Annotated in this window: 20 protein-coding genes; 11 read left to right on the forward strand and 9 right to left on the reverse strand. The window is 63.5% G+C overall.

What is annotated here, in order from left to right; genetic code table 11:
* The first annotated feature begins 16 nt into the window (after window positions 1-16).
* The 6 genes from AC1RTQ_RS18945 to gorA all read left to right on the forward strand — a co-directional run bounded on the left by AC1RTQ_RS18945 (window position 17) and on the right by gorA (window position 5,926).
* The gene (locus AC1RTQ_RS18945) at window positions 17-1,393 is read left to right on the forward strand and encodes a D-amino acid dehydrogenase (RefSeq protein WP_492877984.1); all 1,377 of its coding nucleotides are present in this window, start codon (window positions 17-19) and stop codon (window positions 1,391-1,393) included.
* Window positions 1,394-1,506: 113 nt separating this feature from the next.
* Window positions 1,507-1,998 (forward strand): homoprotocatechuate degradation operon regulator HpaR, encoded by a 492-nt coding sequence (gene hpaR / locus AC1RTQ_RS18950; RefSeq protein ID WP_492877986.1) that lies wholly within the window; start codon window positions 1,507-1,509, stop codon window positions 1,996-1,998.
* A 26-nt stretch (window positions 1,999-2,024) separates the two neighbouring features.
* Complete coding sequence (locus AC1RTQ_RS18955; RefSeq protein ID WP_492877988.1) at window positions 2,025-2,666, forward strand: 3'-5' exonuclease; 642 nt, start codon at window positions 2,025-2,027, stop codon at window positions 2,664-2,666.
* 198 nt (window positions 2,667-2,864) lie between these two features.
* Complete coding sequence (locus tag AC1RTQ_RS18960) at window positions 2,865-3,389, forward strand: flavin reductase family protein (protein WP_114863663.1); 525 nt, start codon at window positions 2,865-2,867, stop codon at window positions 3,387-3,389.
* A gap of 131 nt (window positions 3,390-3,520) precedes the next feature.
* Window positions 3,521-4,432, forward strand: coding sequence for a TauD/TfdA dioxygenase family protein (locus AC1RTQ_RS18965; RefSeq protein WP_492877990.1), 912 nt, complete (start codon window positions 3,521-3,523; stop codon window positions 4,430-4,432).
* A 129-nt stretch (window positions 4,433-4,561) separates the two neighbouring features.
* Complete coding sequence (gene gorA, locus AC1RTQ_RS18970; RefSeq protein WP_492877992.1) at window positions 4,562-5,926, forward strand: glutathione-disulfide reductase; 1,365 nt, start codon at window positions 4,562-4,564, stop codon at window positions 5,924-5,926.
* A gap of 108 nt (window positions 5,927-6,034) precedes the next feature.
* Here the strand turns inward: gorA and minE are convergent, their stop codons facing one another.
* From minE to minC, 3 genes are read right to left on the reverse strand one after another with little or no spacing between them, the layout of a single operon-like run.
* On the reverse strand, window positions 6,035-6,301 hold the full coding sequence (minE, locus tag AC1RTQ_RS18975; RefSeq protein WP_003071985.1) for a cell division topological specificity factor MinE: 267 nt from the start codon (window positions 6,299-6,301) through the stop codon (window positions 6,035-6,037).
* 5 nt (window positions 6,302-6,306) lie between these two features.
* On the reverse strand, window positions 6,307-7,119 hold the full coding sequence (gene minD, locus AC1RTQ_RS18980) for a septum site-determining protein MinD (RefSeq protein WP_003069672.1): 813 nt from the start codon (window positions 7,117-7,119) through the stop codon (window positions 6,307-6,309).
* Between the two features lie 58 nt (window positions 7,120-7,177).
* Window positions 7,178-7,912: a septum site-determining protein MinC gene (minC, locus tag AC1RTQ_RS18985; RefSeq protein ID WP_302092724.1), complete on the reverse strand. Its 735-nt coding sequence runs from the start codon at window positions 7,910-7,912 to the stop codon at window positions 7,178-7,180.
* A 149-nt stretch (window positions 7,913-8,061) separates the two neighbouring features.
* On the opposite strand from minC, the gene AC1RTQ_RS18990 reads away from it, so the two are divergent.
* A complete protein-coding gene (locus tag AC1RTQ_RS18990) occupies window positions 8,062-8,811 on the forward strand; it encodes an enoyl-CoA hydratase/isomerase family protein (protein ID WP_302092725.1) in 750 nt (249 codons plus the stop codon).
* A gap of 70 nt (window positions 8,812-8,881) precedes the next feature.
* Here the strand turns inward: AC1RTQ_RS18990 and AC1RTQ_RS18995 are convergent, their stop codons facing one another.
* Complete coding sequence (locus AC1RTQ_RS18995) at window positions 8,882-11,023, reverse strand: acetoacetate--CoA ligase (protein ID WP_492877996.1); 2,142 nt, start codon at window positions 11,021-11,023, stop codon at window positions 8,882-8,884.
* A gap of 173 nt (window positions 11,024-11,196) precedes the next feature.
* On the opposite strand from AC1RTQ_RS18995, the gene AC1RTQ_RS19000 reads away from it, so the two are divergent.
* The 4 genes from AC1RTQ_RS19000 (at window position 11,197) to AC1RTQ_RS19015 (ending at window position 17,031) form a co-directional block, all read left to right on the forward strand.
* Entirely contained in the window at window positions 11,197-13,116 is a 1,920-nt protein-coding gene (locus tag AC1RTQ_RS19000; RefSeq protein ID WP_492877998.1) for a B12-binding domain-containing radical SAM protein, read from the forward strand.
* 232 nt (window positions 13,117-13,348) lie between these two features.
* Entirely contained in the window at window positions 13,349-14,671 is a 1,323-nt protein-coding gene (locus tag AC1RTQ_RS19005) for a solute carrier family 23 protein (RefSeq protein WP_302092728.1), read from the forward strand.
* A 147-nt stretch (window positions 14,672-14,818) separates the two neighbouring features.
* A complete protein-coding gene (gene scpC, locus AC1RTQ_RS19010) occupies window positions 14,819-16,333 on the forward strand; it encodes a succinyl-CoA:acetate CoA-transferase ScpC (protein ID WP_304349822.1) in 1,515 nt (504 codons plus the stop codon).
* Between the two features lie 224 nt (window positions 16,334-16,557).
* Window positions 16,558-17,031 carry a PaaI family thioesterase gene (locus AC1RTQ_RS19015; RefSeq protein ID WP_302092730.1) on the forward strand — a complete coding sequence of 158 codons (474 nt, stop codon included), beginning with the start codon at window positions 16,558-16,560 and terminating at the stop codon, window positions 17,029-17,031.
* Between the two features lie 610 nt (window positions 17,032-17,641).
* On the opposite strand, the gene AC1RTQ_RS19020 is transcribed toward AC1RTQ_RS19015, so the two are convergent.
* From AC1RTQ_RS19020 to AC1RTQ_RS19040, 5 genes are all read right to left on the reverse strand, one after another.
* Window positions 17,642-18,343 (reverse strand): ABC transporter ATP-binding protein, encoded by a 702-nt coding sequence (locus AC1RTQ_RS19020; RefSeq protein WP_492878001.1) that lies wholly within the window; start codon window positions 18,341-18,343, stop codon window positions 17,642-17,644.
* A gap of 103 nt (window positions 18,344-18,446) precedes the next feature.
* Window positions 18,447-19,190, reverse strand: a complete 744-nt coding sequence (locus AC1RTQ_RS19025) for an ABC transporter ATP-binding protein (RefSeq protein WP_492878306.1) — start codon at window positions 19,188-19,190, stop codon at window positions 18,447-18,449.
* A 19-nt stretch (window positions 19,191-19,209) separates the two neighbouring features.
* Window positions 19,210-20,304, reverse strand: a complete 1,095-nt coding sequence (locus AC1RTQ_RS19030) for a branched-chain amino acid ABC transporter permease (protein ID WP_492878003.1) — start codon at window positions 20,302-20,304, stop codon at window positions 19,210-19,212.
* A gap of 144 nt (window positions 20,305-20,448) precedes the next feature.
* On the reverse strand, window positions 20,449-21,318 hold the full coding sequence (locus tag AC1RTQ_RS19035; RefSeq protein WP_492878005.1) for a branched-chain amino acid ABC transporter permease: 870 nt from the start codon (window positions 21,316-21,318) through the stop codon (window positions 20,449-20,451).
* A gap of 155 nt (window positions 21,319-21,473) precedes the next feature.
* Complete coding sequence (locus AC1RTQ_RS19040; protein WP_409811883.1) at window positions 21,474-22,637, reverse strand: ABC transporter substrate-binding protein; 1,164 nt, start codon at window positions 22,635-22,637, stop codon at window positions 21,474-21,476.
* Window positions 22,638-22,810 lie beyond the last annotated feature (173 nt).

Here is a 22,810-nt window from a genome sequence, read left to right on the forward strand (position 1 = left end):
AACTGCTGAAAATTTAATGCTGCTTTTGTTTACCCGCAAGAGTGCAGACACTGGCTGCATGAACATCATCGTCCTGGGCGCCGGCATCATCGGCATCAGCACCGCCTGGCATCTGCGCGAGCGCGGTCACCAAGTCACCGTGGTGGACCGCCAAAGCGGTCCGGCCCTGGAGACCAGCTATGCCAATGGCGGCCAGATCTCGGTCAGCTACTGCGAGCCCTGGGCCAATCGCCAGGCGCCCTGGAAGGCGCTGAAATGGATGTTCGACAAAGAGGCTCCGCTGCTGCTGCGGCCCCGGCTCGACAGCGCGCAATGGCGCTGGTGCCTGCAGTTCCTGGCCCAGTGCAATGACCGCGCCTTCGCGCGCAATGTGCAGCAGATCGTGGCGCTGGGCGCCTACAGCCATCTGGCGCTCAAGGACATGGTCCAGAAGACCGGTATCGAGTTCGAGCGGCTGGAGCGCGGCATTGCCCATTTCTACAGCAGCCGGCAGGCGTTTGCCGAGGCCGCCGAAGGCGTGGAGCTGATGCGGCAATACGGTGTGCAGCGCCGTCTGGTCAGCCGCGACGAGCTGCTTGCCATCGAGCCCGCATTCACGTCCTATGCGGCGCAGATTGCGGGTGGCACGTTCACCGCCACCGATGAGTCCGGTGATGCGCGTCTGTTCACCGAAAAGCTGGCCGATCTCTGTGCCCAGGCCGGTGTGCAGTTCCTCTACGGCCACGACATCCTGAGCCTGCAGCCGGCGCGCCGGGGCAAGCCTGCCCAGGTGCAGATTCGCGGCGGCAGCGATGGCGCCCCACGCATGCTGAGCGCGGATGCCGTGGTGGTCGCCTGCGGCTCATACACGCCGCTGCTGCTGGGGCCTCTGGGGGTGAAGGTCCCCATCTATCCGGGCAAGGGCTACAGCGCCACCTTGCCGCTGCTGCAGCCTGAAAAAGCCCCCATGGTCTCCACCATCGACGACAGCCGCAAGGTCGCCATGAGCCGCTTGGGCAACCGCCTGCGTGTGGCCGGCACCATAGAGCTGGGTGGCTTCGATCTGAGTCTGGACACGCCCACGGCCAGGGCGCGTTGCGAGATGCTGCTCAGGCGCGTGGAGGAGCTGATGCCCGGCGTCTGCGACACGCGCCTGCCCGAGCAGGGCGGCGATCCGCAGTTCTGGTGCGGTCTGCGGCCGGCCACGCCCAGCAATATTCCCTGCATCGGGGCCACGCAGGCAAGAGGCATCTGGGTCAATGCCGGGCATGGCACCCTGGGCTGGACGCATGGTGCGGGTTCGGGCAAGGTCATGGCGGCGCTGATGAGCGGCGAGCGCCCGGCGCTGGACTTCAGGTTCTGGGGCGAGCGCGCCGACGAGATGGTGCGCGGCGCGCGGATTGCGTCGGCCTGAGACAGGGCATAGGACTGCAGGACGAGTACGGGCTGGCTGACTCTTTTGCCCGGATTGACGGTATCGCTGTGTGGGGCTCTTACATACAATCACCACAGCAACTCGTCCATGCCATGACCCAGCACGACATCACTCCTGCCCTTGACACCTCACGTTCCTTTGCGCGTTCATTGCCCATGGCTTTGCTCAAGGCCCGCGAGGCTGTCATGGTGCGCTTTCGTCCCTCGCTGCGTGCGCACGGACTGACCGAGCAGCAGTGGCGCGTGCTGCGCATCATGTGGGTGGCCGACAGGCGCCTGCGTCCCATGGAGCTGTCGCAGCTGACCTTCATCAGCATGCCCAGCCTCTCGCGCCTGCTCAAGACGCTGGAAGGGCGTTTGCTCATCAAGCGCGGCCGCCATGTGGCCGACCTGCGGGGCTCCGAGTTCGCCCTCACGCCCGCCGGCCAGGAGATGGTGGCGCAGATCGTGCCGCACTTCGAGACCATCTATACCGAGATCGAGGCGCAGCTGGGCAGCGCCGAGAGCGAGCAGCTGTTTCGCATCCTCGAGCATGTGGTGCAAAGCCTGGGCCTGCCCGGAGAAGACGAGCTGGGCACGGACTGAGGCGCCGGCCACGGCACAATGCAGTCATGAGTGCTGCGATTGCTGTCATCGACTTTGAAACCACGGGCATGACGCCCGCCCAGGGTGCCAGGGCCACCGAGGTGGCCATCGTGCTGCTGGAGCAGGGCCGCGTGGTGGACCGCTTCCAGAGCCTGATGCAGACCGGGGCCTGGGTCTCGCCCTTCATCACCGAACTCACCGGCATCACCAATGCCATGCTGCGCACGGCGCCGCCCGCCGCCGAGGTGATGCGCGATGCGGCCCGCTTTGTGGGCGCTGCGCCCATGGTGGCCCACAACGCATCGTTCGACAGCAAGTTCTGGCAGGCCGAGCTGGCGCTGGCAGGCGAAGCCGCCCCCCAGCTGTTTGCCTGCACCGTGCTGCTGTCGCGCCGCATCTACCCCCAGGCGCCCAGCCACAGCCTGGGCAATCTGGCGCGCTATCTGCACCTGCCTTCCACGGGGCGTGCCCACCGGGCGCTGGCCGATGCCGAGATGGCGGCGGCCCTGCTGGCCCGCATGCAGCAGGACCTGTGCAAGCGCCATGCCCTGCCCTGGCCCGAGCATGAGTTGCTGATGCAGCTGCAACGCTGCAGCAAGGCCAAGGTCGGCGGCTGGCTGGCGCAGCAGGCCGGTCAGGGGCTACCAGCAGTCCAGACCCAGGATTGATGAAGATTTTGGCCTGCAGGTCTTTGCAATCCTGCGTTAGAAGCTATCGAAATTGATGATTCTGGCCTTAAGCCCTTACGGATTGTGACCGGCAAGGTTCAAGTTGATAATTGATCAAGTCTTGCAGATGCTTCTTTGGATCTGCTGATCTTGAACCGTGGCGCACCGTTGTGGTCGCCGACTTGAGCTCTGAATTTCGTGAACTCCGCCTTGCCTACCTCCGTCTTGCGTTCGGCCTTGCCTTTCTCGCAGCGCGAATTTCGCGATGCGCTGGGGCAATTTGCCACCGGCGTGACCATCATCACGGCGCGCAGTGCAGAGGGGCATGCGGTGGGCTCCACGGTCAGCTCCTTCAACGCATTGTCGCTGGCGCCCTCGCTGGTGCTCTGGAGCCTGGGGCTGAAGGCCAACTCACTGCCTGTGTTCCGCCACAGCACGCATTACGCGATTCATGTGCTGGCGGCTTCGCAAAAGCCGCTGGCCGAGCTGTTTGCGCGCAAGGGTGCGGACCGTTTCAGCCATACGCCGCATCATGACTCCGAGCATGGCGTGCCGCTGCTGGAGGGCTGCAGCGCCGTCTTCGAATGCCGCAATCTGCGCCAGCATGAGGAGGGCGATCATCTGCTCTTCATTGGCGAGGTGGATCGCTGCGAGCACCATACCGACCGCGCACCGCTGCTCTACCACTCGGGCCATATGCACGCCCACGGCTTCGTCAGGTAGTGCCGGCTGCCGACTGGGAACCCTACCTAGTCGGCTTGAACGATACCGATCTCCAAGGCTCGCCCTAGATTGCCTCCAGGCCTGCTGCGTCAGGCCGCAGGACAGTGGTTGCAACGCTTTGGAGACACATCATGATTGATTGCGAAGACAGGCCGGCCCACACCCAGCTCAAGGTGGCCGCGGCAAGCAGCACGGGGATCAAGTTCAGGCGCATCTCCCCCGCCATAGGCGTGGAGGTCTCGGGCATAGACCTGCGCCAGCCCATGAGCGAGGAGCAGGCGCGCGAGCTGCGTCAGGCACTGGTGGCGCACAAGGTGCTGGTGTTTCGCGGGCAGAACATCACGCCTGCCCAGCATGTGGCATTTGCGCGCCGCTTCGGCGAGCTGGAGCTGCATCCGGTATTTCCCCATCACCCCGACCATGCCGAGCTGGTGCTGCTGGGCGGCAACAGCAAGATCCCGGGCACCGAGAACGTCTATCACACCGATGTTTCCTGGCGCGAGACACCCTCCATGGCCTCGGTGCTGCGCTGCGTGGAATGCCCCGAGGTCGGCGGCGACACGGTCTGGATCAACATGGAGCAGGCCTACGAGCAGCTGCCCGAGACGCGCAAGCAGCAGATCGCCGGCCTGTATGCCGTGCATGACATCCTGCCCTCGTTCGGTGCGCGCATGACGCCCGCGCAGCAGGCCCAGGCACGCGGCAAGTACCCGCCCGTGGTGCACCCGGTGGTGCGTACCCACCCCGAAAGCGGCAAGAAGATTCTCTACGTCAACGAGACCTTCGTCACGCACTTTGCCAACTTCAGCTCGAACTTTGCCAGCTTCCGCTCGGCCAACGAAATTCATGCCCAGCAACAGGATCTGATGAACTATCTGCTGCGCCAGCCCGCGATTCTGGAATACCAGATGCGCCTGCACTGGGAGCCCAACACCATCGCGATGTGGGACAACCGCTCCACCCAGCATTACGCGATTCAGGACTATTTCCCGGCCGTGCGCCGCATGCACCGCGCCACGGTCGTGGGCGACAAGCCGTTCTGAGCCGCCCGCCAATCAAACTGGGTCGTGCAGGTGGTTTAACGCTGCGTTAAACCACCTGCGTCAGTCTTGTCTTGTAGAGTTCAAAGCAGCAAGCATCTGCTTTGAACCTCCCAAACAGCGAGACAGAACATGCAGCAACAAGACTTTGATTACGACTTTCTGGTCATCGGCGGTGGCTCGGGCGGCGTGCGCGCCAGCCGTGTGGCTGCCGCTCTGGGGGCCCGTGTGGCTGTGGTGGAAGCTGCCCAATTGGGCGGTACCTGCGTCAACGTGGGCTGCATCCCCAAGAAGCTGCTCAGCCATGCCGCGCACTTCAGCCAGCTGGCCGAGGAGGCCCGGGGCTTCGGCTGGCAGCTGGAGCCGCCGCGCTTCGACTGGCCCACGCTGATTGCCAACAAGGACCGCGAAATCGAGCGCCTGAACGGTGTCTACGGCCGCATGCTGGCCGGCGCAGGCATTACCCTTATCCACGGCCGAGCGGCGCTCTCGGGGCCGCATAGCGTGCTGGTGAACGGCCAGACCATCCATGCCCGCCATATCCTGATTGCAACGGGCGGAACGCCCAGCCTGCCCGATATTCCAGGTGTGGAGCATGCCATCAGCTCTGACGAGGCCTTCCATCTGCCGCATCTTCCCAGGCGGGTGGTGGTCGTGGGCGGAGGCTATATCGCAGTCGAGTTCGCCTCCATCTTCAACGGTCTGGGCGCCGAGACGACCCTGCTGCACCGCCGCCAGCAGCTGCTGCGCGGCTTTGATGCAGACCTGGGTCTGCATCTGGGCCAGGAGATGGCCCAGCTGGGGGTGAACTTCCGTTGGGAGGATGAAATTCAGGCCATCGACAAGCAGGCGGACGGCCTGCACCTGCAGCTCAAGAGCGGCGAGCAGCTGGTCGTGGACTGCGTGATGTATGCCACGGGTCGTGTGCCCCTGATCGAAGGCCTGGGGCTGGAGGCTGCGGGGGTCAAGGTCAATGACAAGGGCGCCATCGAGGTGGACCCGCATTTCTGCAGCAGCGTGCCCTCCATCCATGCCGTGGGCGATGTGGTCGATCGCATGGCTCTGACGCCCGTGGCGCTGGCTGAGGGGACAGTGCTCGCCCATCATCTGTTCGGCCAGGGCGGCAAGAGCGCTCCCGACTACGAGCTGGTGCCGACGGCGGTGTTTTCCCATCCGCAGGTGGGCACCGTGGGCCTGTCAGAGGAGGCGGCGCGCGAGCGCTTCGGCGCGGTGCAGGTTTTCCAGTCCGGCTTCAGGCCGCTGACCAACCGCATGGGGGCCGAGCCCGAGAATGTCTTCCTCAAGCTCATCGTCTCCAAGGCCGACCAGCGCGTGCGCGGCGTGCATATGGTGGGCGAGGGCGCGGGCGAGCTGATGCAGGGCTTTGCCGTGGCGCTGCAATGCGGCGCGACCAAGCAGCAGTTCGATGCGACCATAGGCATACACCCGACCGTGGCCGAGGAGCTGGTGACCATGCGGGAGCCGGTGCGCGAATGAGAAACGACCCCGCGCGTTCGCACAGCGGGGCGCCGCAATGAAAAATGGGCCTTTTCAGGCCCATTTCTTATCCATCAAGCGCCATACGCTTGAAAGAGTGAGTCGACTTCAGCCGCGTGCGGCGTCCGGCAGCTCGATCTTGACTTCCAGAACCTCAAGGTTTTCCTGGCGCTCCAGCTGTACCTTGATGTCGTTGGGGTTGATGTCCACATACTTGGAAATCACGGCCATCAGCTCTTTTTGCAGGGCCGGAAGATAGTCGGGCTTGCCGCTTTCGCCGCCCACGCGCTCGCGCGCGAGAATGATCTGCAGACGCTCCTTGGCGACCGAAGCGGACTTCTTCTTCTCTCCGAGCAGAAACGACAACATGGACATAAGGCTTACCTCCCGCCAAACATGCGTTTGAAGAAGCCGGGCTTGACGGCTTCGGTAAAGCGCATGGGTTTTTCTTCACCCAGGAAGCGTGCCACCACGTCCTGATAGGCCTCGGCCACGTCCGTGCCCTGCATGTGCACGGCAGGAATGCCCTGGTTGGAGGCCTGGAGCACGGTTTCGGATTCGGGGATCACGCCGATCAGCTCGATGCGCAGAATGTCCTGGATGTCCTCCAGCGACAGCATCTGGCCGTCTTCCACGCGATTGGGGTTGTAGCGCGTGATCAGCAGATGCTCCTTGATGCGCTCGCCCTTGACCGCACGCTCCGTCTTGGAGCTGAGCATGCCCAAAATACGGTCGGAGTCACGCACTGACGAGACTTCGGGGTTGGTCACCACCAGGGCCTCTTCGGCATAGTGCATGGCCATCAGCGCGCCGCTTTCAATGCCGGCGGGCGAGTCGCAGATGATGAACTCGAAGTCCATGGCGGACAGATCGTCCAGCACCTTCTTCACGCCTTCCTGCGTCAGGGCTTCCTTGTCTCGGGTCTGCGAGGCGGCCAGCACGAACAGGTTTTCGCACTGCTTGTCCTTGATCAGGGCCTGGTTCAGATTGGCTTCGCCCTGGATGACATTGATGAGGTCATAGACCACGCGGCGTTCGCAGCCCATGATCAGATCGAGATTGCGCAGACCCACATCGAAGTCAATCACTGCGGTCTTGTGGCCGCGCAGAGCGAGGCCGGATGCGAAGCTGGCGCTGGTGGTGGTCTTGCCGACACCGCCTTTGCCAGAGGTCACGACGACGATTTTGGCCATGTTTGCACGATTCCTTTAAGACAAATGGGGCAGGTTGATAAGGTGTCCGGTGTCTCTCTCATACCGGCTCGATAACGATGCTTTCTCCCTCCAGGCGCACCTTGGCTGCTTTGCCGGCGACTTCTTTGGGGAGATCGGTTTCAATTGTGCGGTAGATACCTGCGATGGAAAGCAGTTGCGCCTCCATGCAAGTGCTAAAAATTCTTGCGCTGGTATTGCCGCTGGCCCCGGCCACGGCGCGGCCGCGCAGAGGCGCATAGACATGGACGTTGCCGTCTGCAATGACTTCGGCGCCATAGCTGACCATGTCCAGAACCACAATGTCGGTGCCTTTGGCATAGACGCGCTGGCCCGAGCGCAGCGGCCGATCCACGATGACGGCATCGGCCAGAGGCGCAGGCACCTCGACCTCCACTTCGCGAATGATTTCGTGGATTTGCGGCTCGGCGCGGCGCGTCGGCATGGCATCGGGGGCTGCACTCAGACCCAGGGCCTTGGCTGCTTGCATCTGGGCCTCGCTGCCGCTGCGCACGGCAACCGGCACTGTGCGGTGGTTGCGCAGGGCCTCGATCAGGGCCGGAAAGTCGATTTCTTCGTCTGCTTCGCGCACCTGGCTGAGGTCGATCAGCACGGGGTCGTTGTCGAAGAAGTCCGGGTCGTCGGCAAGACGGCGGGCCAGATCCTGCGCCAGCGCCTGCATGTCGGTGCTGCGAAGCACCACGGAAAGCACCGGCAGTTGCGCGCTCTTGAGGTCAAAGCTGGGGCGCTCGGCGCCGGTCGGTTCAACAGACATGGATGGGGTCAGCGCACACCAGGTGCTCTATGAGGACGACAAAGTGTACCTGCCTACCGGCAAAAGATATGGTCACCGAGTGTTTGCACTGCAACACTTGATGCACCTCAGAGGCCTCTACCGGCGCAGCTCTGGATGAAAATACAGTCATGTCTCCAGAGCTTTTGATCCAGGGCGCCTGTGCCAGCATCACCTTGCGCCGCCCCGAAGTTGCCAACAAACTGCTGCCCGAGGACCTCGGCGTGCTGCGCCGCCAGATCGATGAGGTCAACGCCAGCCCTGCGGTGCTGGTGCTGACGCTGCAGGCGGTAGGCAAGCATTTCTGCAGCGGTTATGACATTGGCGAGATTGCCAACAGCCAGAACGAGGGCAGCTCCTTCGGCGAAATGGTGGACGCCATCGAAAACTGCCGCCCCGTGACCATTGCCGCCATTCAGGGCGGTGTGTTTGGCGGCGCCACCGATATGGCGCTGGCCTGCGACTTCCGCGTCGGCGGGGCCAACAGCCAGATGTTCATGCCTGCCGCACGGCTGGGCCTGCATTTTTACCGCTCGGGCCTGGAGCGCTATGTGACCCGCCTGGGCGTGGATACGGCCAAGCGCCTGTTCCTGAGCTGCGAGAAGCTGCAGGCCCAGGCCATGAAGGACTGCGGCTTTCTGACCGATCTGGTGGACGGCACCGATATCTGCGAGCGCGTGGTGCAGCTGCAGACCACGTTGGCCGGCATGGCGCCGCTGGCGCTGCTGGGCATGAAGAAACACCTCAACGCCATTGCCCGTGGCGTGCATGACAGGGCCGCCATCGATGCAGCCGTGCAGGCCACCATCGAGTCGGCCGATCTGAAGGAGGGCGGTGCGGCCTGGCGCGAAAAAAGAGCCGCCCGCTTTCAGGGGCACTGAGCCGAAGAAGGGACGGCATTCCTTCGCAAAGCGGAGGGGCCAGCCAGGCCCTTGCTCCGCGCCTGCCGCGTCAGGACACCGTGCCTGCTTCGGCCCTGGCCAGGTACTCCCTGGCAAAGCCCTCGTACCAGTCCAGGCAGCCGGGGTTGGCCATGGCGTCCTTGTTCACGACCTTGGTCAGGGGCTGCCCCAGCAGCAGCTTCTTGATGGGCAGCTCCTGCTTCTTGCCGCTGAGCGTGCGCGGTATCTCGGCCACGGCAAAGATATCGTCGGGCACAAAGCGGGGCGACAGCGCCGAGCGTATGGCCTTGTTGATGCGCTCGCGCAGCGCCGCATCCAGTTCCACGCCGGGGCGCAGGGCGACAAACAGCGGCATATAGCTGTCCTTGCCCAGATACTCCAGATCCACCACCATGCTGTCCAGCACCTCGGGCAGGGCTTCTACGGCGCTGTAGATCTCGCTGGTGCCCATGCGCAGGCCATGGCGGTTGATGGTGGCGTCGCTGCGGCCGTAGATGATGCAGCCGCCCTCGCCAAGCAGCTTGATCCAGTCGCCATGACGCCAGACCGGCCCCATCGCTTGCGGGCCGTCGCCGCCGCCGGGTTGGCGGCCATGACCGGCCGGATACATGTCGAAATAGCTGGACAGATAACGTTTCCCGTCCGTGTCTCCCCACAGGAACAGCGGCATGGAGGGAATGGGCTGGGTGCAGACCAGCTCGCCGACCTCGTCCATCACAGGCTGGCCCTCTTCGTTCCAGGCCTCGACGGCCGCGCCCAGCTGGCGGCACTGCATGACGCCGGGCACCAGCGGCAGATCGCGGTTGCCGCCGATGAAGGCCCCCGCAAAGTCGGTGCCGCCCGAGAGGTTGTTCCACCAGATGTCGCCCCCGCGCTCCCCCAAAGGGGCCTTCCCGGCCTGGGACGGCTCTGCGCCGCTCATCTGCCGGATCTTGCGGAACTGATCCGTGCCCCACTGCTGCACCTCGGCAGACAGCGGCGAGCCCGTGCTGCCCAGCCCGCGTATGCGTGACAGATCGCCGCAGGCGGACAGATCAATGCCGGCCTTCATGCAGTTGGCGTAGAAGGCCGCGCCCGAGCCAAAGCTGGTCACGCCGGTCTCGGCTGCGAAGCGCCACAGCGTGCCCCAGTCGGGCTTGTCCTTGCTGCCGCCGGGGCTGCCGTCAAAGATCACGCAGGTTGTGCCGCCCAGCAGGCCCGAGACCTGGGCATTCCACATCACCCAGCCCGTGGAGCTGTACCAGTGATAGCGCTCGCCCCAGCTGTTGGGCTCGTAGCTGCAGCCGATGTCGTTGTGCAGACCCTTGAGCTGCAGGGCCACCAGCACCATGCCGCCATGGCCGTGGACGATGGGCTTGGGCAGGCCGGTGGTGCCGCTGGAGTAGACGATCCACAGTGGATGGTCGAACGCCAGCCACTCGGGCTCAAAGGCAGCGGTATCAGCATCATTTCGCGCTGTAACGCTGGTGTAGTCTGCGGTGTCAGCTATCTTTATCGAGGTATTCAGATTGGGCACCAGCACCACGTGCTGCACGCTGGGCAGGCCTTGGCGCAGCTCCTGCAGGACCTCGCGGCGGTCAATGTCCTTGCCTGCGTAGTGCACGCCGTCCACGGCGATCAGCGCCTTGGGCGCTATCTGCTTGAAGCGGTCGAGCACGGCATGGGTGCCCATGTCGGGCGCGCAGAGGCTCCAGATGGCGCCCAGGCTGGCGCAGGCCAGAAAGGCGACGATGGCCTCGGGAATATTGGGCAGATAGGCGGCGACGCGGTCGCCCTTGGTGACGCCCTGCGCGCGCAGATGCAGGGCCAGGGCCGCTACCTGGCGCTGAAGCTCGGGCCAGCTCAGCTCGCGCTGCAGGCCTTGTTCGTTGCGGCTGATGACGGCCGGCATGCCGGCGGCATGGGCCGGCTGGACATGGCGCAGCACCTGCTGCACATAGTTCACCTGCGCGCCCGGAAACCACTGCGCGCCGGGCATGGTGTTGCTGGCCAGCACGGCACTGTGCGGCGTGGGCGACTGCAGGTCGAAGTAATCCCAGATGCTTTGCCAGAAGGCATCGAGATCGCTGGTCGACCAGCGCCACAGCGCGTCATAGTCGGCGAAGCTCAGGCCGCGCGTTTCACGCAGCCAGTTCTGGTACAGCCGGATCTGGGGAATATAGGGGGCGGGGTGTTGGGGGGCGCAAGACATGCCCCCAGCCTAGCGCCGCGGGCCGCGCAAGTCATTGGTGGTGGCCCCTTGGCCTGTCACCTGCGCAGCAGCGAGGTCGGCTGTATGGGCGCACACCAGCACAGCTCAGCGGTCAAACCGATAATCGGGGCCTGTCTACACCGTCAACGGCGCATGCCGGCGACCCGCACCCCATGTCCGATTTGCCCACCCGCGTGCTGGCCGTCATTCCGCCGATGACGCAGCTCAACACTCCCTACCCCTCCACGGCCTATCTGACCGGCTTTCTGCGCTCGCGTGGCATCACCGCCATGCAGGAAGACCTGGCACTGGCCCTGGTGCTGCAGCTGCTCTCGCCCGATGGCCTGCGCGCCGTGGCCCAGCGCATCCAGAGCCTGCCGATCGGCAAGCACACGCCTGCCGTGCAGTCCTTTGTCGCGCAGCAGGAGCGCTATCTGGCCACGATTGCGCCCACGATTGCGTTTTTGCAGGGGCGAGACTCCACGCTGGCCCACCGCATCGTGGGGCGCCACTTTCTGCCCGAAGGCCCGCGCTTTGCCACGCTCGATGTGTATGAGGACGAGGAGGGCGGCGATCCGCTGGGCTGGGCCTTTGGCGCTTTAGGACTGCACGACAAGGCCAAGCATCTGGCCACGCTGTACCTGAACGATCTGGCCGATGTGCTGCGCGATGCCGTGGACGAGCGCTTCGAGTTCGTGCGCTATGCCGAGTCGCTGGCCGGCAGCCAGCCCAGCTTCGATCCGCTGGCCAATGCCCTTGCGGCAGAGCCCAATCTGGTGGACGAGGTGCTGGAGCGCCTGACGCTGGAGGCCGTGGAGCGCCACCAGCCCACGGTGGTGCTGCTGTCCGTGCCCTTTCCGGGTTCGGCCTATGCGGCGTTTCGCATTGCCCAGACCATCAAGCGGCGCTTCCCGCAGATCGCCACCGTGCTGGGCGGCGGCTTCGTCAACACCGAGCTGCGCGAGCTGGCCGAGCCGCGCGTGTTCGACTACTTCGACTTCGTGACGCTGGATGCGGGCGAACGCCCGCTGCTGGCGCTGCTTGAGCATCTGCGCGGCGAGCGCGGCAGATCGCGTCTGGTGCGCACCTTTGTGCGCGGCAGTGATGACGAAGGTGGCAAGGTCCAGTACGTGAACATGATGGAGTCCGACATCGCGTTTGCCGAGGTCGGCACGCCCACCTGGGACGGCCTGCCGCTGGACCGATACCTGTCGCTGCTGGACATGCTCAACCCCATGCACCGCCTGTGGAGCGACGGGCGCTGGAACAAGCTCACCGTGGCCCATGGCTGCTACTGGAAGAAGTGCAGCTTCTGCGACGTGAGCCTGGACTATATCGGCCGCTACGAGGGCGCCAGCGCCGCCGTGCTGGCCGACCGCATCGAAGCCATCGTCGCCGAGACCGGCCAGACCGGCTTTCACTTTGTCGATGAGGCCGCGCCGCCCAAGGCGCTCAAGGCGCTGTCGCAGGAGCTGATTGCGCGCAACGCCGGCATCTCCTGGTGGGGCAATGTGCGCTTTGAGAAGACCTTCACGCCCGAGCTGGCCGAGCTGATGGCCGACAGCGGCTGCATCGCCATCTCCGGCGGTCTGGAAGTGGCTTCCGACCGGCTGCTGGCGCTGATGAAAAAAGGCGTGACCGTGGACCAGGTGGCACGCGTGACCAAGGCGTTCTCGGAGGCCGGCATTCTGGTCCATGCCTATCTGATGTACGGCTTTCCGACGCAGACCGTGCAGGACACGGTGGACGCGCTCGAATATGTGCGCCAGCTGTTTCTCAACGGCTGCATTCAAAGCGGCTTCTTTCACCGCTTCAGCTGCACCGTGCATTCGCCCGTGGGCCTCAACCCCGAGGAATACGGCATCGAGCTGCCGCCGCTGCCCGAGGGCAACTTTGCCAAGAACGACCGCCCCTTCATCGACCCCACGGGCGTCGATCACGATGCCCTGGGCGCGGCGCTCAAGAAGGCCATCTACAACTTCATGCACGGCATCGGGCTGGAGGAGGATGTGCGCATGTGGTTCCCGTTCAAGGTGCCCAAGCCCACGGTCAAGCGCGACCGCATCGCACGCGCGTTGCAGCAGAATCAATGAATTTGATAGCTGCTTGCGCATGCTGATAAACAACCTTGGGTTTGTTTATCTATCAATTTGTTGATGGTGTTGCGCTGAAAGCTATCTATTTGATAGTTTGCTCTTGTACAGCTGTTTTCCCGCGTGTGCGAGAGACCACAGTCCCCGGTTTACCAGTGCTTGCACGACCCCAGCAGGCAAGCACTGCTTGCCATAATCTGCTCCGTTTTTGATATCTCCAAGGAGCGATGGGATGGGAATGTTTCAATGGACGGAGCGATCGTCCGATGTCTTGCAGGGCGGTGGCGTCATCGGCCCCGATGAGCGACTGCCCTGGACGCAGACCGGTTTGATGGGTATCCAGCACGTGATCGCCATGTTTGGCTCCACCGTGCTGGCCCCCATCCTCATGGGGTTCGATCCCAATCTGGCGGTGTTGATGAGCGGCATCGGCACGCTGATCTTCTTTCTCATCACCGGCGGCAAGGTGCCCAGCTATCTGGGCTCTTCCTTTGCCTTCATCGGCGTGGTCAACATCGCCACCGGCTATGTGGCCAGCCAGGGCCCTGCCAACGCCAATATCGGCGTGGCGCTGGGCGGCATCATTGCCTGCGGTTTTGTCTACATGCTGGTCGGCCTGCTGGTGCAGATGGTGGGCACGGCCTGGATCGAGCGCTTCATGCCGCCCGTGGTGACGGGCGCCGTGGTGGCCATCATCGGCCTGAACCTGGCCTCGATTCCCATCAAGAACATGGCGTCGAACAACTTCGAATCCTGGATGCAGGCGCTGACCTTCGTGTCCGTTGCGCTGGTGGCCGTGTTCACGCGCGGCATGCTGCAGCGCCTGCTGATCCTGATCGGCCTGATCATTGCCAGCGTACTCTACGCCGTCTTCACCAACGGCCTGGGCTGGGGCAAGCCCGTGGATCTGAGCGGCGTGCTCAGTGCCGCCTGGTTCGGCATTCCCAGCTTTCATGCGCCGGTGTTCACCAGCAATGCCATGCTGCTGATCGTTCCCGTGGTCATCATTCTGGTGGCCGAGAACCTGGGCCATATCAAGGCCGTGACGGCCATGACGGGCAAGAACCTGGACCAGTACATGGGCCGGGCCTTCATCGGTGACGGCGTGGCCACCATGATCTCCGGCGCAGCCGGCGGCACGGGCGTGACCACCTATGCCGAAAACATCGGCGTGATGGCGGCGACCCGCATCTACTCCACGGCCGTGTTCTTTGTGGCGGCCCTGCTGGCCGTGCTGCTGGGCTTCTCGCCCAAGTTCGGCGCGCTGATCCAGGCCATTCCCCTGCCCGTCATGGGCGGTGTCTCCATCGTGGTTTTCGGTCTGATCGCCATTGCCGGCGCCAAGATCTGGGTGGACAACAAGGTGGACTTTTCCGACACCAAGAATCTGATCGTGGCTGCCATCACCCTGATTCTGGGTACCGGAGAGTTCACGCTGCGGTTCGGCGAATTCGCGCTGGGCGGCATCGGCTGCGCCACCTTTGGCGCCATCATCCTGTACGCACTGCTGACCATGGGCGAGCGCAAATCTGAAACCAAGGTACAGGCCAAGTGAGTGCCAACATGTAATCGGGGGAACATTCCCCTGACAGCAGCGCGGGGCCTTTGCCGGGAGTTCCGATATTAATGTTCCGCGCTGGTAACATTTCTCGCTGGAGATATGCCGCCCCACCCGGGCGGTTTTTTTTAGCTGGAGCATGCAATGTCCATCGCAGATCGCGTACGTTACCCAGAATTCCTCTCGCGCGTCATGACGGCCGAAGAGGCCGCCGCCCTGATTCCCCACGGTGTCAATGTCGGCATGAGCGGATTTACCGGAGCCGGTTACCCCAAGGCATTGCCCCAGGCCATAGCGGCCCGGGCCAAGGCCGAGCATGCCCAGGGCAAGCCCTACAAGATCAATGTCTGGACCGGCGCGTCCACCGCCGCCGAGTGCGACGGTGTGATGGCCCAAGCCCATGCCCTGGGTCAGCGCCTGCCCTTCAACACCGATCCCATCGCGCGCAAGGCCGTGAACTCGGGTGAGATCGACTTCATCGACATGCACCTGTCCCACGTGGCACAGCATGCCTGGTTCGGCTTTCTGGGTCATATGAACATCGCCGTGATCGAGGTGCTGGGCGTCACTGCCGACGGCCTGCTGATCCCGTCCACGGCCGTGGGCAACAACAAGACCTGGCTGGAGATTGCCGACAAGGTGATTCTGGAAGTCAACACCAAGCCGCCAGCCCGGATGGAGGGCATGCACGACATCTACTACGGCACGGCCATCCCGCCGCGCCGCATGCCCATCAACATGACGCATGCCGACGACCGCATCGGCGATGCCTATCTGAAGGTGGATCCCGCCAAGGTCGTCGCCGTGGTCGAAACCCACAAGGGTGACCGCGACAATGTGTTTGCCACACCGGACGAAAACTCTCAAAGAATAGCTGGCTACATCATCGACTTCCTCGCGCACGAGATGAAGATGGGCCGCCTGCCCAAGGAAATGCTGCCCATCCAGTCGGGCGTGGGCAATGTGGCCAATGCCGTGCTGGCCGGACTGCTGACCGGCCCGTTCGAGAACCTGCTGGGCTTTACCGAGGTGCTGCAGGACGGCATGCTGGATCTGCTGCGCGCGGGCAAGATGAGCAAGGCCTCGGCCACCTCCATCTCGCTGTCTGCTGCGGCCTACAAGGATTTCGAGGACAACATCGACTTCTACCGCGAGCGCATCATCCTGCGCCCGCAGGAGATCTCCAACCACCCCGAGCTGGTGCGCCGCCTGGGCATCATCGCCATGAACTCGATGATCGAGGCCGACATCTACGGCAACATCAACTCCACCCATGTCATGGGCACGGGCATGATGAACGGCATCGGCGGCTCGGGCGACTTTGCCCGCAACGGCTATCTGTCCTTCTTCGTCACGCCTTCGGTGGCCAAGGACGGCAAGATCAGCTGCATCGTGCCCATGTGCTCGCATGTGGACCACACCGAGCATGACACCCAGATCATCGTCACCGAGCAAGGTCTGGCCGATCTGCGCGGCCTGTCGCCCAAGCAGCGTGCGCAAGTCATCATCGACCGATGCGTCCATCCGGACTACCGGGCCCAGCTGCAGGATTATTTCGACCGCTCGCGCCAGCAGGGTGCACAGCACACGCCGCACATCCTGACCGAGGCGCTGTCCTGGCATCAGCGCTTCATGGACCAGGGCGATATGCGTGCTTGAACAGGTTCCCCCTGAGGCGCTTCGCGCCTTCCCCCAGGGGGACGACACCATTGCTGCGGGGCGGCGGGGCCGCCCAGGCCCTTGCTTGGTGTCTCTGACTTGGAGTGTGGAGGGGGTGAAAGCTGTGCCTAGTCCGCTTGGTGCTAGCGTTGTGGCACCAAGCTTGTAGCATCAAAGGACGCTCTGCAAGGAGCGTCCTTTTTTCATGCACCACAAGGACTGGTATGGCGATCTGGACCCGAGAGCTCGATCTGAAAGCGCTGAACGCAGGCAGCGCAAACACTGCAATTTCCCATCTGGGCATTGAGTTCACCGAGTACGGCGACGACTATGTGCGCGCCCGCATCCATGTGGATGAACGCACCTGCCAGCCCTACGGCATTTTGCACGGCGGTGTCAGCGTGGTGCTGGCCGAGACGCTGGGGTCGATGGCTGCGGCCTGCAGCATTCCCGAAGGCTACCGCTGCGTGGGCCTGGGCGTGACCGCCAGCCATGTGCGCGCAGGCCGCAAGGGCAGCTGGATCACCGCCACGGCGCGGCCCACGCATCTGGGGCGCACCACGCATGTCTGGGCGGTGGAGCTGCGCGATGAGGAAGGCAAGCTGACCTGCAACTGCAGCCTGACGATGGCGATCCTGCCGCCTGAGGCCGCCAAGAATGCGCGGCTGGATGCGGCTTCGTTGGGTGGGGTGCAGTAGGCTTTTGTTTGCGAGACCGCTTTGTTTTTAGTGCAGAGGCCGGGACTCGCCCCGGCAGGCGAGTTACCTTTCTTGCTCGCACAAGAAACGTAACCCAAAGAATGCGACCCGGATGTCTGCGTCCCTGCGCTTCGCTCCGGGCAAACCTGTGTCACGCAATTCAGACCGCGGTGCGGCAAAACTCGCTGTGTGCTGGCGCACTTCGCTCAAACACGTTGCCGCAAGTCAGAGCACGAAGCATTGGCACTCTTCGGTGCCAATGCCCGCAGCCTGAACTGCGTGCCGCAGGCGCAGCCAGACGGGTGAAAGCGGGATCGGACGGCCTGCGAGAGTTATGACGAAATTGGCTTCTAGCGCTTATACAGATTGCGGTAACAGCTATCAGTTTGATAAAGAAGCTCTGCTATGACCCATTTTGACGGCGCAGGTTGCCCGCAGCGAAGCGGAGGGACGTGGGCAGTAGGGGTGGTGTTCTTTGCTTACTTTCTTGGGAGCGGCCTTCCGTCACCAGCAAGAAAGTGAGTCGGCGAGGCGGGCCGAGACCCGCCCTCTGCCTCATATCAAAGAGAAGAACTCTGCCATGTAAGAAAGGCGCAAAACCTTTCCCCGCTCAAACCCCCAGCAACGCCGACAGCTTCTGCGGCTGCTGCAACAGATCCGCAGACTGAGCCTGCAAGGCCAGCCGGCCTTTTTCCATCACCACGGCCTTGTCGGTATGGGCCAGCACCTTTTTGTAGTCGCGGTCCACGATCAGCGTGGAGATGCCGGTTTCCCGAATCTGGGCAATCACGCGCCAGATTTCGGCCACCACCAGCGGGGCCAGCCCCTCGGTGGCTTCGTCGAGGATCATGAGGCGCGGGTTGGTCATCAGTGCGCGGCCGATGGAGACCATCTGCTGCTCGCCGCCCGAGAGCTGGTCGCCGCCGTTGGACAGACGTTCCTTGAGCCGCGGAAAGGTCTCCAGCACGCGCTCGTAGGTCCAGCTACTGCTGCCATCCAGGCCGGCTCTGGCGCTCATCAGGAGGTTTTCCCTGACGGAGAGATTGGGGAATACGCCGCGCCCTTCGGGGACATAGCCAATGCCAAGACGCGCCATTCGTTCGGGGGCGCAATTCGTCACTTCCTTGCCATCGGCAAACACCCGGCCCGAGCGCGCCGCCACATAGCCCATCAGCGTACGGATCAGCGTGGTCTTGCCCATGCCGTTGCGGCCCAGCAGGGCCACGGCCTGGCCCTGAGGCAACTCCAGGGAGATGCCGTGCAGGATATGGCTGTCGCCGTAAAAGCTGTGCACCTCTTGCAGGCTGAACATGGCATGGTTCGAGGCCCCGGAAAGTGGGCGCGTGCCTGTGCCGTCCCCCTCCCGCGCAGCGAGAGAGGGGGGCGCGGCAGAGCCGCTCGGGGGGTGCCTTGTTTCAAGCATGCTCTTCCTCTCCCAGATAGGCGGTGCGCACCACCGGGTCGTTGCGGATCTGATCGGGCGTACCCGTGGCCACCACGCTGCCGTTGACCATGACGGTGATGCGATCGGCAATGCGAAAAACGGCATCCATATCGTGCTCCACCAGCAGCACGGCATGCGCGGATTTGAGCTCCTTGAGCAGCTCCAGCATGCGTTCTGTCTCTTCGGCGCCCATGCCTGCCAGAGGTTCGTCCAGCAGCAGCACGCGTGGTGCTGTGGCCAGACACATGGCGACCTCCAGCTGGCGCTTGGCGCCGTGGCTCAGGCTGCCGGCAATGCGCTCGGCATGCTGTGCAAGACCGGCGCGATTCAGTGCAGATTTCGCCTGCAACATGCTGGCTGCGCAATGCTGGGCCGATTCCCAGATGCGCCAGGGCCTGGGCAGCGCCTGGGCCTGGGCCGTGAGCCGGCAGTTCTCCAGCACCGTGAACTCGGGGAAGATGGTGGTGCGCTGGTAGCTGCGGCCGATGCCGGCCTTGGCGCGCAGCGGCTGCGGCATCTGCGTGACGTCCTGGCCTTCAAGCGCAATGCTGCCGCTGCTGGCCGCTATCTCGCCCGAGAGCATGTTGATCAGCGTGGACTTGCCTGCGCCGTTGGTGCCGATGACGGCATGGACCTCGCCCTGGTGCAGATCCAGATCCACATTGTTCACGGCCACCAGCCCGCCAAAGCGCCGCGTCAGGCCGCGCACGGACATCTTGGGAGCATTGCCTGTATCAACCACGGTCTGCTCCTTGCTCGACAGCTTCTGGCGATTTGCCGGTCCGCGCTGCTGCCTTCTTCTGCCATTTGTCGTTGATGCCGACCAGGCCCTTGGGCAGCAGCGCGACCAGCGCGATGATGGCGATGCCCAGCGTCAGCTGCCAGTGGTCCGCAGCATTGCCCACGATGGCGTGCGTGCCAAGCACCTCCTTGAGCAGCACAAAGGTGATGGTGCCCAGCACCGCACCGCGCAGCGAACCCACGCCGCCCAGAATCAGCATCAGCAGGACTTCACCGGAGTGGTGCCAGGCCAGCAGCTCGGGGTTGACCACGGCATCGCGTGCGGCCAGCAGAAAGCCCGCCAGCCCCGCCAGTGCACCGGCAATCACAAAGCCTGCGAGCTTGTAGCCGTAGGTGGCAAAGCCGGCAGCGCGCATGCGTTGCTCGTTGACCCGGATACCGGCCAGTGCATGGCCGAAGCGAGAGTGACGCAGCATGGCGATAAAGGCGTAGACCAGCACCAGGGCCGCCAGCACCACGTAGTACTGCGTGGTGCTGCTTTCCATATCCAGTGCTCCGATGGCTGGGCGCTGCATCAGGTAGATGCCGTCGCTGCCGCCAAAGTAGCCCACGTCGTGCACGACGAAGAAAGCCAGCTGAGCGAACGCCAGCGTGACCATGATGAAGTACACGCCCCTGGTGCGCAGACTCAGGGCGCCCACCACCAGCGCATACAGGCCCGAGACGCCGACTGCGGCGCCGAGCATGACGAGAAAGTTGCTGCCGTCCTGGCCGGCAGCCTTCACCGCCGCATAGGCACCCAGACCGAAGTAGGCGGCATGGCCCAGGCTGACCAGCCCTGCGCCGCCCACCAGGATATGCAGGCTCAGAGCAAAGATGGACAGGATCATGATCTTGACGACCAGATCGGAGAGATAGGCCGACCACAGGGGCTGAGCGGCCGCCAGCAGCACTGCGGCGGCCAGCGGCAGCACTACCCCTACCCAGACGCTTTGGGCGCGAATGGGACGGCTCTGGCTGGTGACGGCCGGCGCTTGTGCATAAGCCTGGTTGGATTGCGGCAGCGGCGTATAGGAGGTGTCGCTCATATCAATGATCCTTGACACTGCTTGCAGAACTGGCGTGTGCCAAGCAGGAGACACCGGGCAAGGGTCGTCCCGCAGCGAAGGTGTTGTCCCCTTCCCGCATAGCGGGAGAGGGGGAAGGCGCGAAGCGAGTCAGGGGGAGCTTCATCATCTCTTTCCCATCAGGCCTTCCGGGCGCCATACCAGGATCACGGCCATCAGCAGATAGATGCTCATGCCGCTGAGCTCCTGGAAGAACACCTTGCCGAAGGTATCCACAAAGCCCACCAGCAGCGATGCAATCAGCGCGCCGGTAATCGAGCCTATGCCGCCGATGACCACCACCACAAAGCAGATGATGAGCACGCTGGAGCCCATATTGGGGTAGACCGAACTCATGGGCGCCGCGATCATGCCGGCCAGTGCCGCCAGGGCCACGCCCATGGCAAAGACGATGCGGTACAGGCGCTTGATGTTGATGCCCAGGCCGCGCACCATGTCGCGATTGCTGGCACCGGCACGAATCATCATGCCCAGGCGCGTGCGGTTGACGGTGTAGTACATCAGCAGCGCCACCAGCAGGCAGGCAGCGGCTGCAAACACGTTGTACCAGGGGTACTGCATCATGCCCATCAGAGGGAAGCTGCCGGCCAGCCAGGCAGGCTTTTCCACGCCATACACATCGTTGCCCACGAGGATGGCGCGCAGGCCTTCAAACACCAGGATCAGGCCATAGGTCATCAGCACCTGCTGCAGGTGATCGCGTTCGTAGAGAAAGCTGAAGAATGCCCATTCGAGAAAATAGCCCAGCACCACGGCCAGCACCACGCCGACCAGCAGCATGACGATGAAATGCTGGCCCAGGTACGGTGCGAGCGAGAACGCCACATAGGCGCCGATCATGTAGAAGCTGCCATGGGCGAGGTTGATCACCCCCATGATGCCGAAGATCAGCGTCAGGCCCGAGGCCAGCAGAAACAGCAGCAGTCCGTACTGAACAGAGTTCAGGCACTGCACCAGAAAAGTGGCGAGATCCACGGCAATCCTTGTTGAAGCAGGAGGCTGCAAAGCGGGGCATACAGTCCGGCGAATCGTCGATTCGCGCTGGAGACGAGGCGCTCTGCCGTGGCCGTCACCGAAGGTGCGGCAAGCGCAGAGCAGCGACGTATCCCGGGCGGCAGGGCCCGCGTCTATTACATGCGGCAGCCGCGGGCAGGGTCCGCCAGAGCCTTCACTGCCACGCTGATCTTCTTGTTTTCCTTGCCGTCAACCTTGCGCAGATAGATGTCCTGCACGGGGTTGTGCGCCTTGCTCAAGGTGAAGTCGCCGCGCGGGCTGGCAATCGTGGCTTTTTCGATGGCGGTGCGGAAGACATCCTTCTTGCCGATGTCGCCACCGGCGGCCTTCAGACCCACGGCCAGCATCTGCGCGGCGTCATAGCCTTGCACGGCATAGACATCGGGCTGCAGCTTGTAGCTCTTGGCGTAGTTGGTGCGGAAGGCCTGATCGCGCGCCGTGCCCAGTTCGTCGGCATAGTGCAGCGTGGTCAGCATGCCCTGGGCGGCCTCGCCCTGAGCCTCCAGCGTGCCGTCGGTCAGAAAGCCCGGTCCGTAGAGCGGAATGGTCTTGGACAGGCCCGAGGCGTGATAGTCCTTGACGAATTTCACGGCACCTGCCCCCGCAAAGAAGGAGAACACTGCATCGGGCTTGGCCGCTGCGATCTCGGTCAACAGAGCCTGGAATTCGACGTTGGGAAACGGCAGCGTCAGCTGCTTGCTGACCTTGCCGCCGCTTTTCTCGAAGCCTTCCTTGAAGCCGTTGACGGCCTCTTCACCGGCAGCGTACTTCCAGGTCAGGGTCATGGCATTTTTCTTGCCCTCCTTGGCTGCCACCACGCCCATGGGGTAGGCCGTCTGCCAGTTGGAGAAGGAGCTGCGGAAGATATTGGGCGCGCACATGGGGCCGGTGACTGCATCGGCTCCCGCATTGGGCACGATGAGCACAGTGCCGCTTTCCTTGGCAGCCTTGGCCATGGCCATGGCCACGCCGGAGTGCACGGTGCCGACGATCACATCGACCTTGTCGCGCTTGATGAGGCGGTTGACGTTGTCCGTGGCCTTGGCGGGATCGGATTCGTCGTCGACCTTGAAGTATTCGATCTCGCGTCCGCCCAGCTTGCCGCCTTGCTCGGCTACCTGCATGCGAAAGCCGTTCTCGATTGCCACGCCCAGGGCTGCATAAGTGCCGCTGAAAGGCAGCATGAAGCCGACCTTGATCTTCTCCTGCGCCATGGCGCTGCTGCCGCTTGCGGCGGCAGCCAGTGCGATTGCGCTCCATATTGCCCATTGCTTGCTCATGCTTGTCTCCTGCTGGTTGATGGACGAATGCCGGCTTACTCTCAGATCAACGGTTATGACTGGCTGTGGTGCTGGGGTTGGCACTGATGCACGAGCGCACTCTAACAACTTTAGGTTTAAAGCAATACCAGCGATTGCCCTAGTTTGTGACTACTGTTTTGATAGCTTCTTGC

The sequence above is a fragment of the Comamonas sp. GW821-FHT11H03 genome (assembly GCF_058807955.1).

Coding starts and splice junctions, on each gene's coding strand:
- AC1RTQ_RS19005 (WP_302092728.1), top strand. CDS start 13,349: ATGGGAATGTTTCAATGGACGGAGCGATCGTCCGATGTCTTGCAGGGC.
- AC1RTQ_RS18945 (WP_492877984.1), top strand. CDS start 17: ATGCTGCTTTTGTTTACCCGCAAGAGTGCAGACACTGGCTGCATGAAC.
- AC1RTQ_RS18965 (WP_492877990.1), top strand. CDS start 3,521: ATGATTGATTGCGAAGACAGGCCGGCCCACACCCAGCTCAAGGTGGCC.
- scpC (WP_304349822.1), top strand. CDS start 14,819: ATGTCCATCGCAGATCGCGTACGTTACCCAGAATTCCTCTCGCGCGTC.
- hpaR (WP_492877986.1), top strand. CDS start 1,507: ATGACCCAGCACGACATCACTCCTGCCCTTGACACCTCACGTTCCTTT.
- minC (WP_302092724.1), bottom strand. CDS start 7,912: ATGTCTGTTGAACCGACCGGCGCCGAGCGCCCCAGCTTTGACCTCAAG.
- AC1RTQ_RS18955 (WP_492877988.1), top strand. CDS start 2,025: ATGAGTGCTGCGATTGCTGTCATCGACTTTGAAACCACGGGCATGACG.
- AC1RTQ_RS18990 (WP_302092725.1), top strand. CDS start 8,062: ATGTCTCCAGAGCTTTTGATCCAGGGCGCCTGTGCCAGCATCACCTTG.
- minD (WP_003069672.1), bottom strand. CDS start 7,119: ATGGCCAAAATCGTCGTCGTGACCTCTGGCAAAGGCGGTGTCGGCAAG.
- AC1RTQ_RS19040 (WP_409811883.1), bottom strand. CDS start 22,637: ATGAGCAAGCAATGGGCAATATGGAGCGCAATCGCACTGGCTGCCGCC.
- AC1RTQ_RS19000 (WP_492877998.1), top strand. CDS start 11,197: ATGTCCGATTTGCCCACCCGCGTGCTGGCCGTCATTCCGCCGATGACG.
- gorA (WP_492877992.1), top strand. CDS start 4,562: ATGCAGCAACAAGACTTTGATTACGACTTTCTGGTCATCGGCGGTGGC.
- AC1RTQ_RS19015 (WP_302092730.1), top strand. CDS start 16,558: ATGGCGATCTGGACCCGAGAGCTCGATCTGAAAGCGCTGAACGCAGGC.
- minE (WP_003071985.1), bottom strand. CDS start 6,301: ATGTCCATGTTGTCGTTTCTGCTCGGAGAGAAGAAGAAGTCCGCTTCG.
- AC1RTQ_RS19020 (WP_492878001.1), bottom strand. CDS start 18,343: ATGTTCAGCCTGCAAGAGGTGCACAGCTTTTACGGCGACAGCCATATC.
- AC1RTQ_RS19030 (WP_492878003.1), bottom strand. CDS start 20,304: ATGAGCGACACCTCCTATACGCCGCTGCCGCAATCCAACCAGGCTTAT.
- AC1RTQ_RS19025 (WP_492878306.1), bottom strand. CDS start 19,190: ATGTCCGTGCGCGGCCTGACGCGGCGCTTTGGCGGGCTGGTGGCCGTG.
- AC1RTQ_RS18995 (WP_492877996.1), bottom strand. CDS start 11,023: ATGTCTTGCGCCCCCCAACACCCCGCCCCCTATATTCCCCAGATCCGG.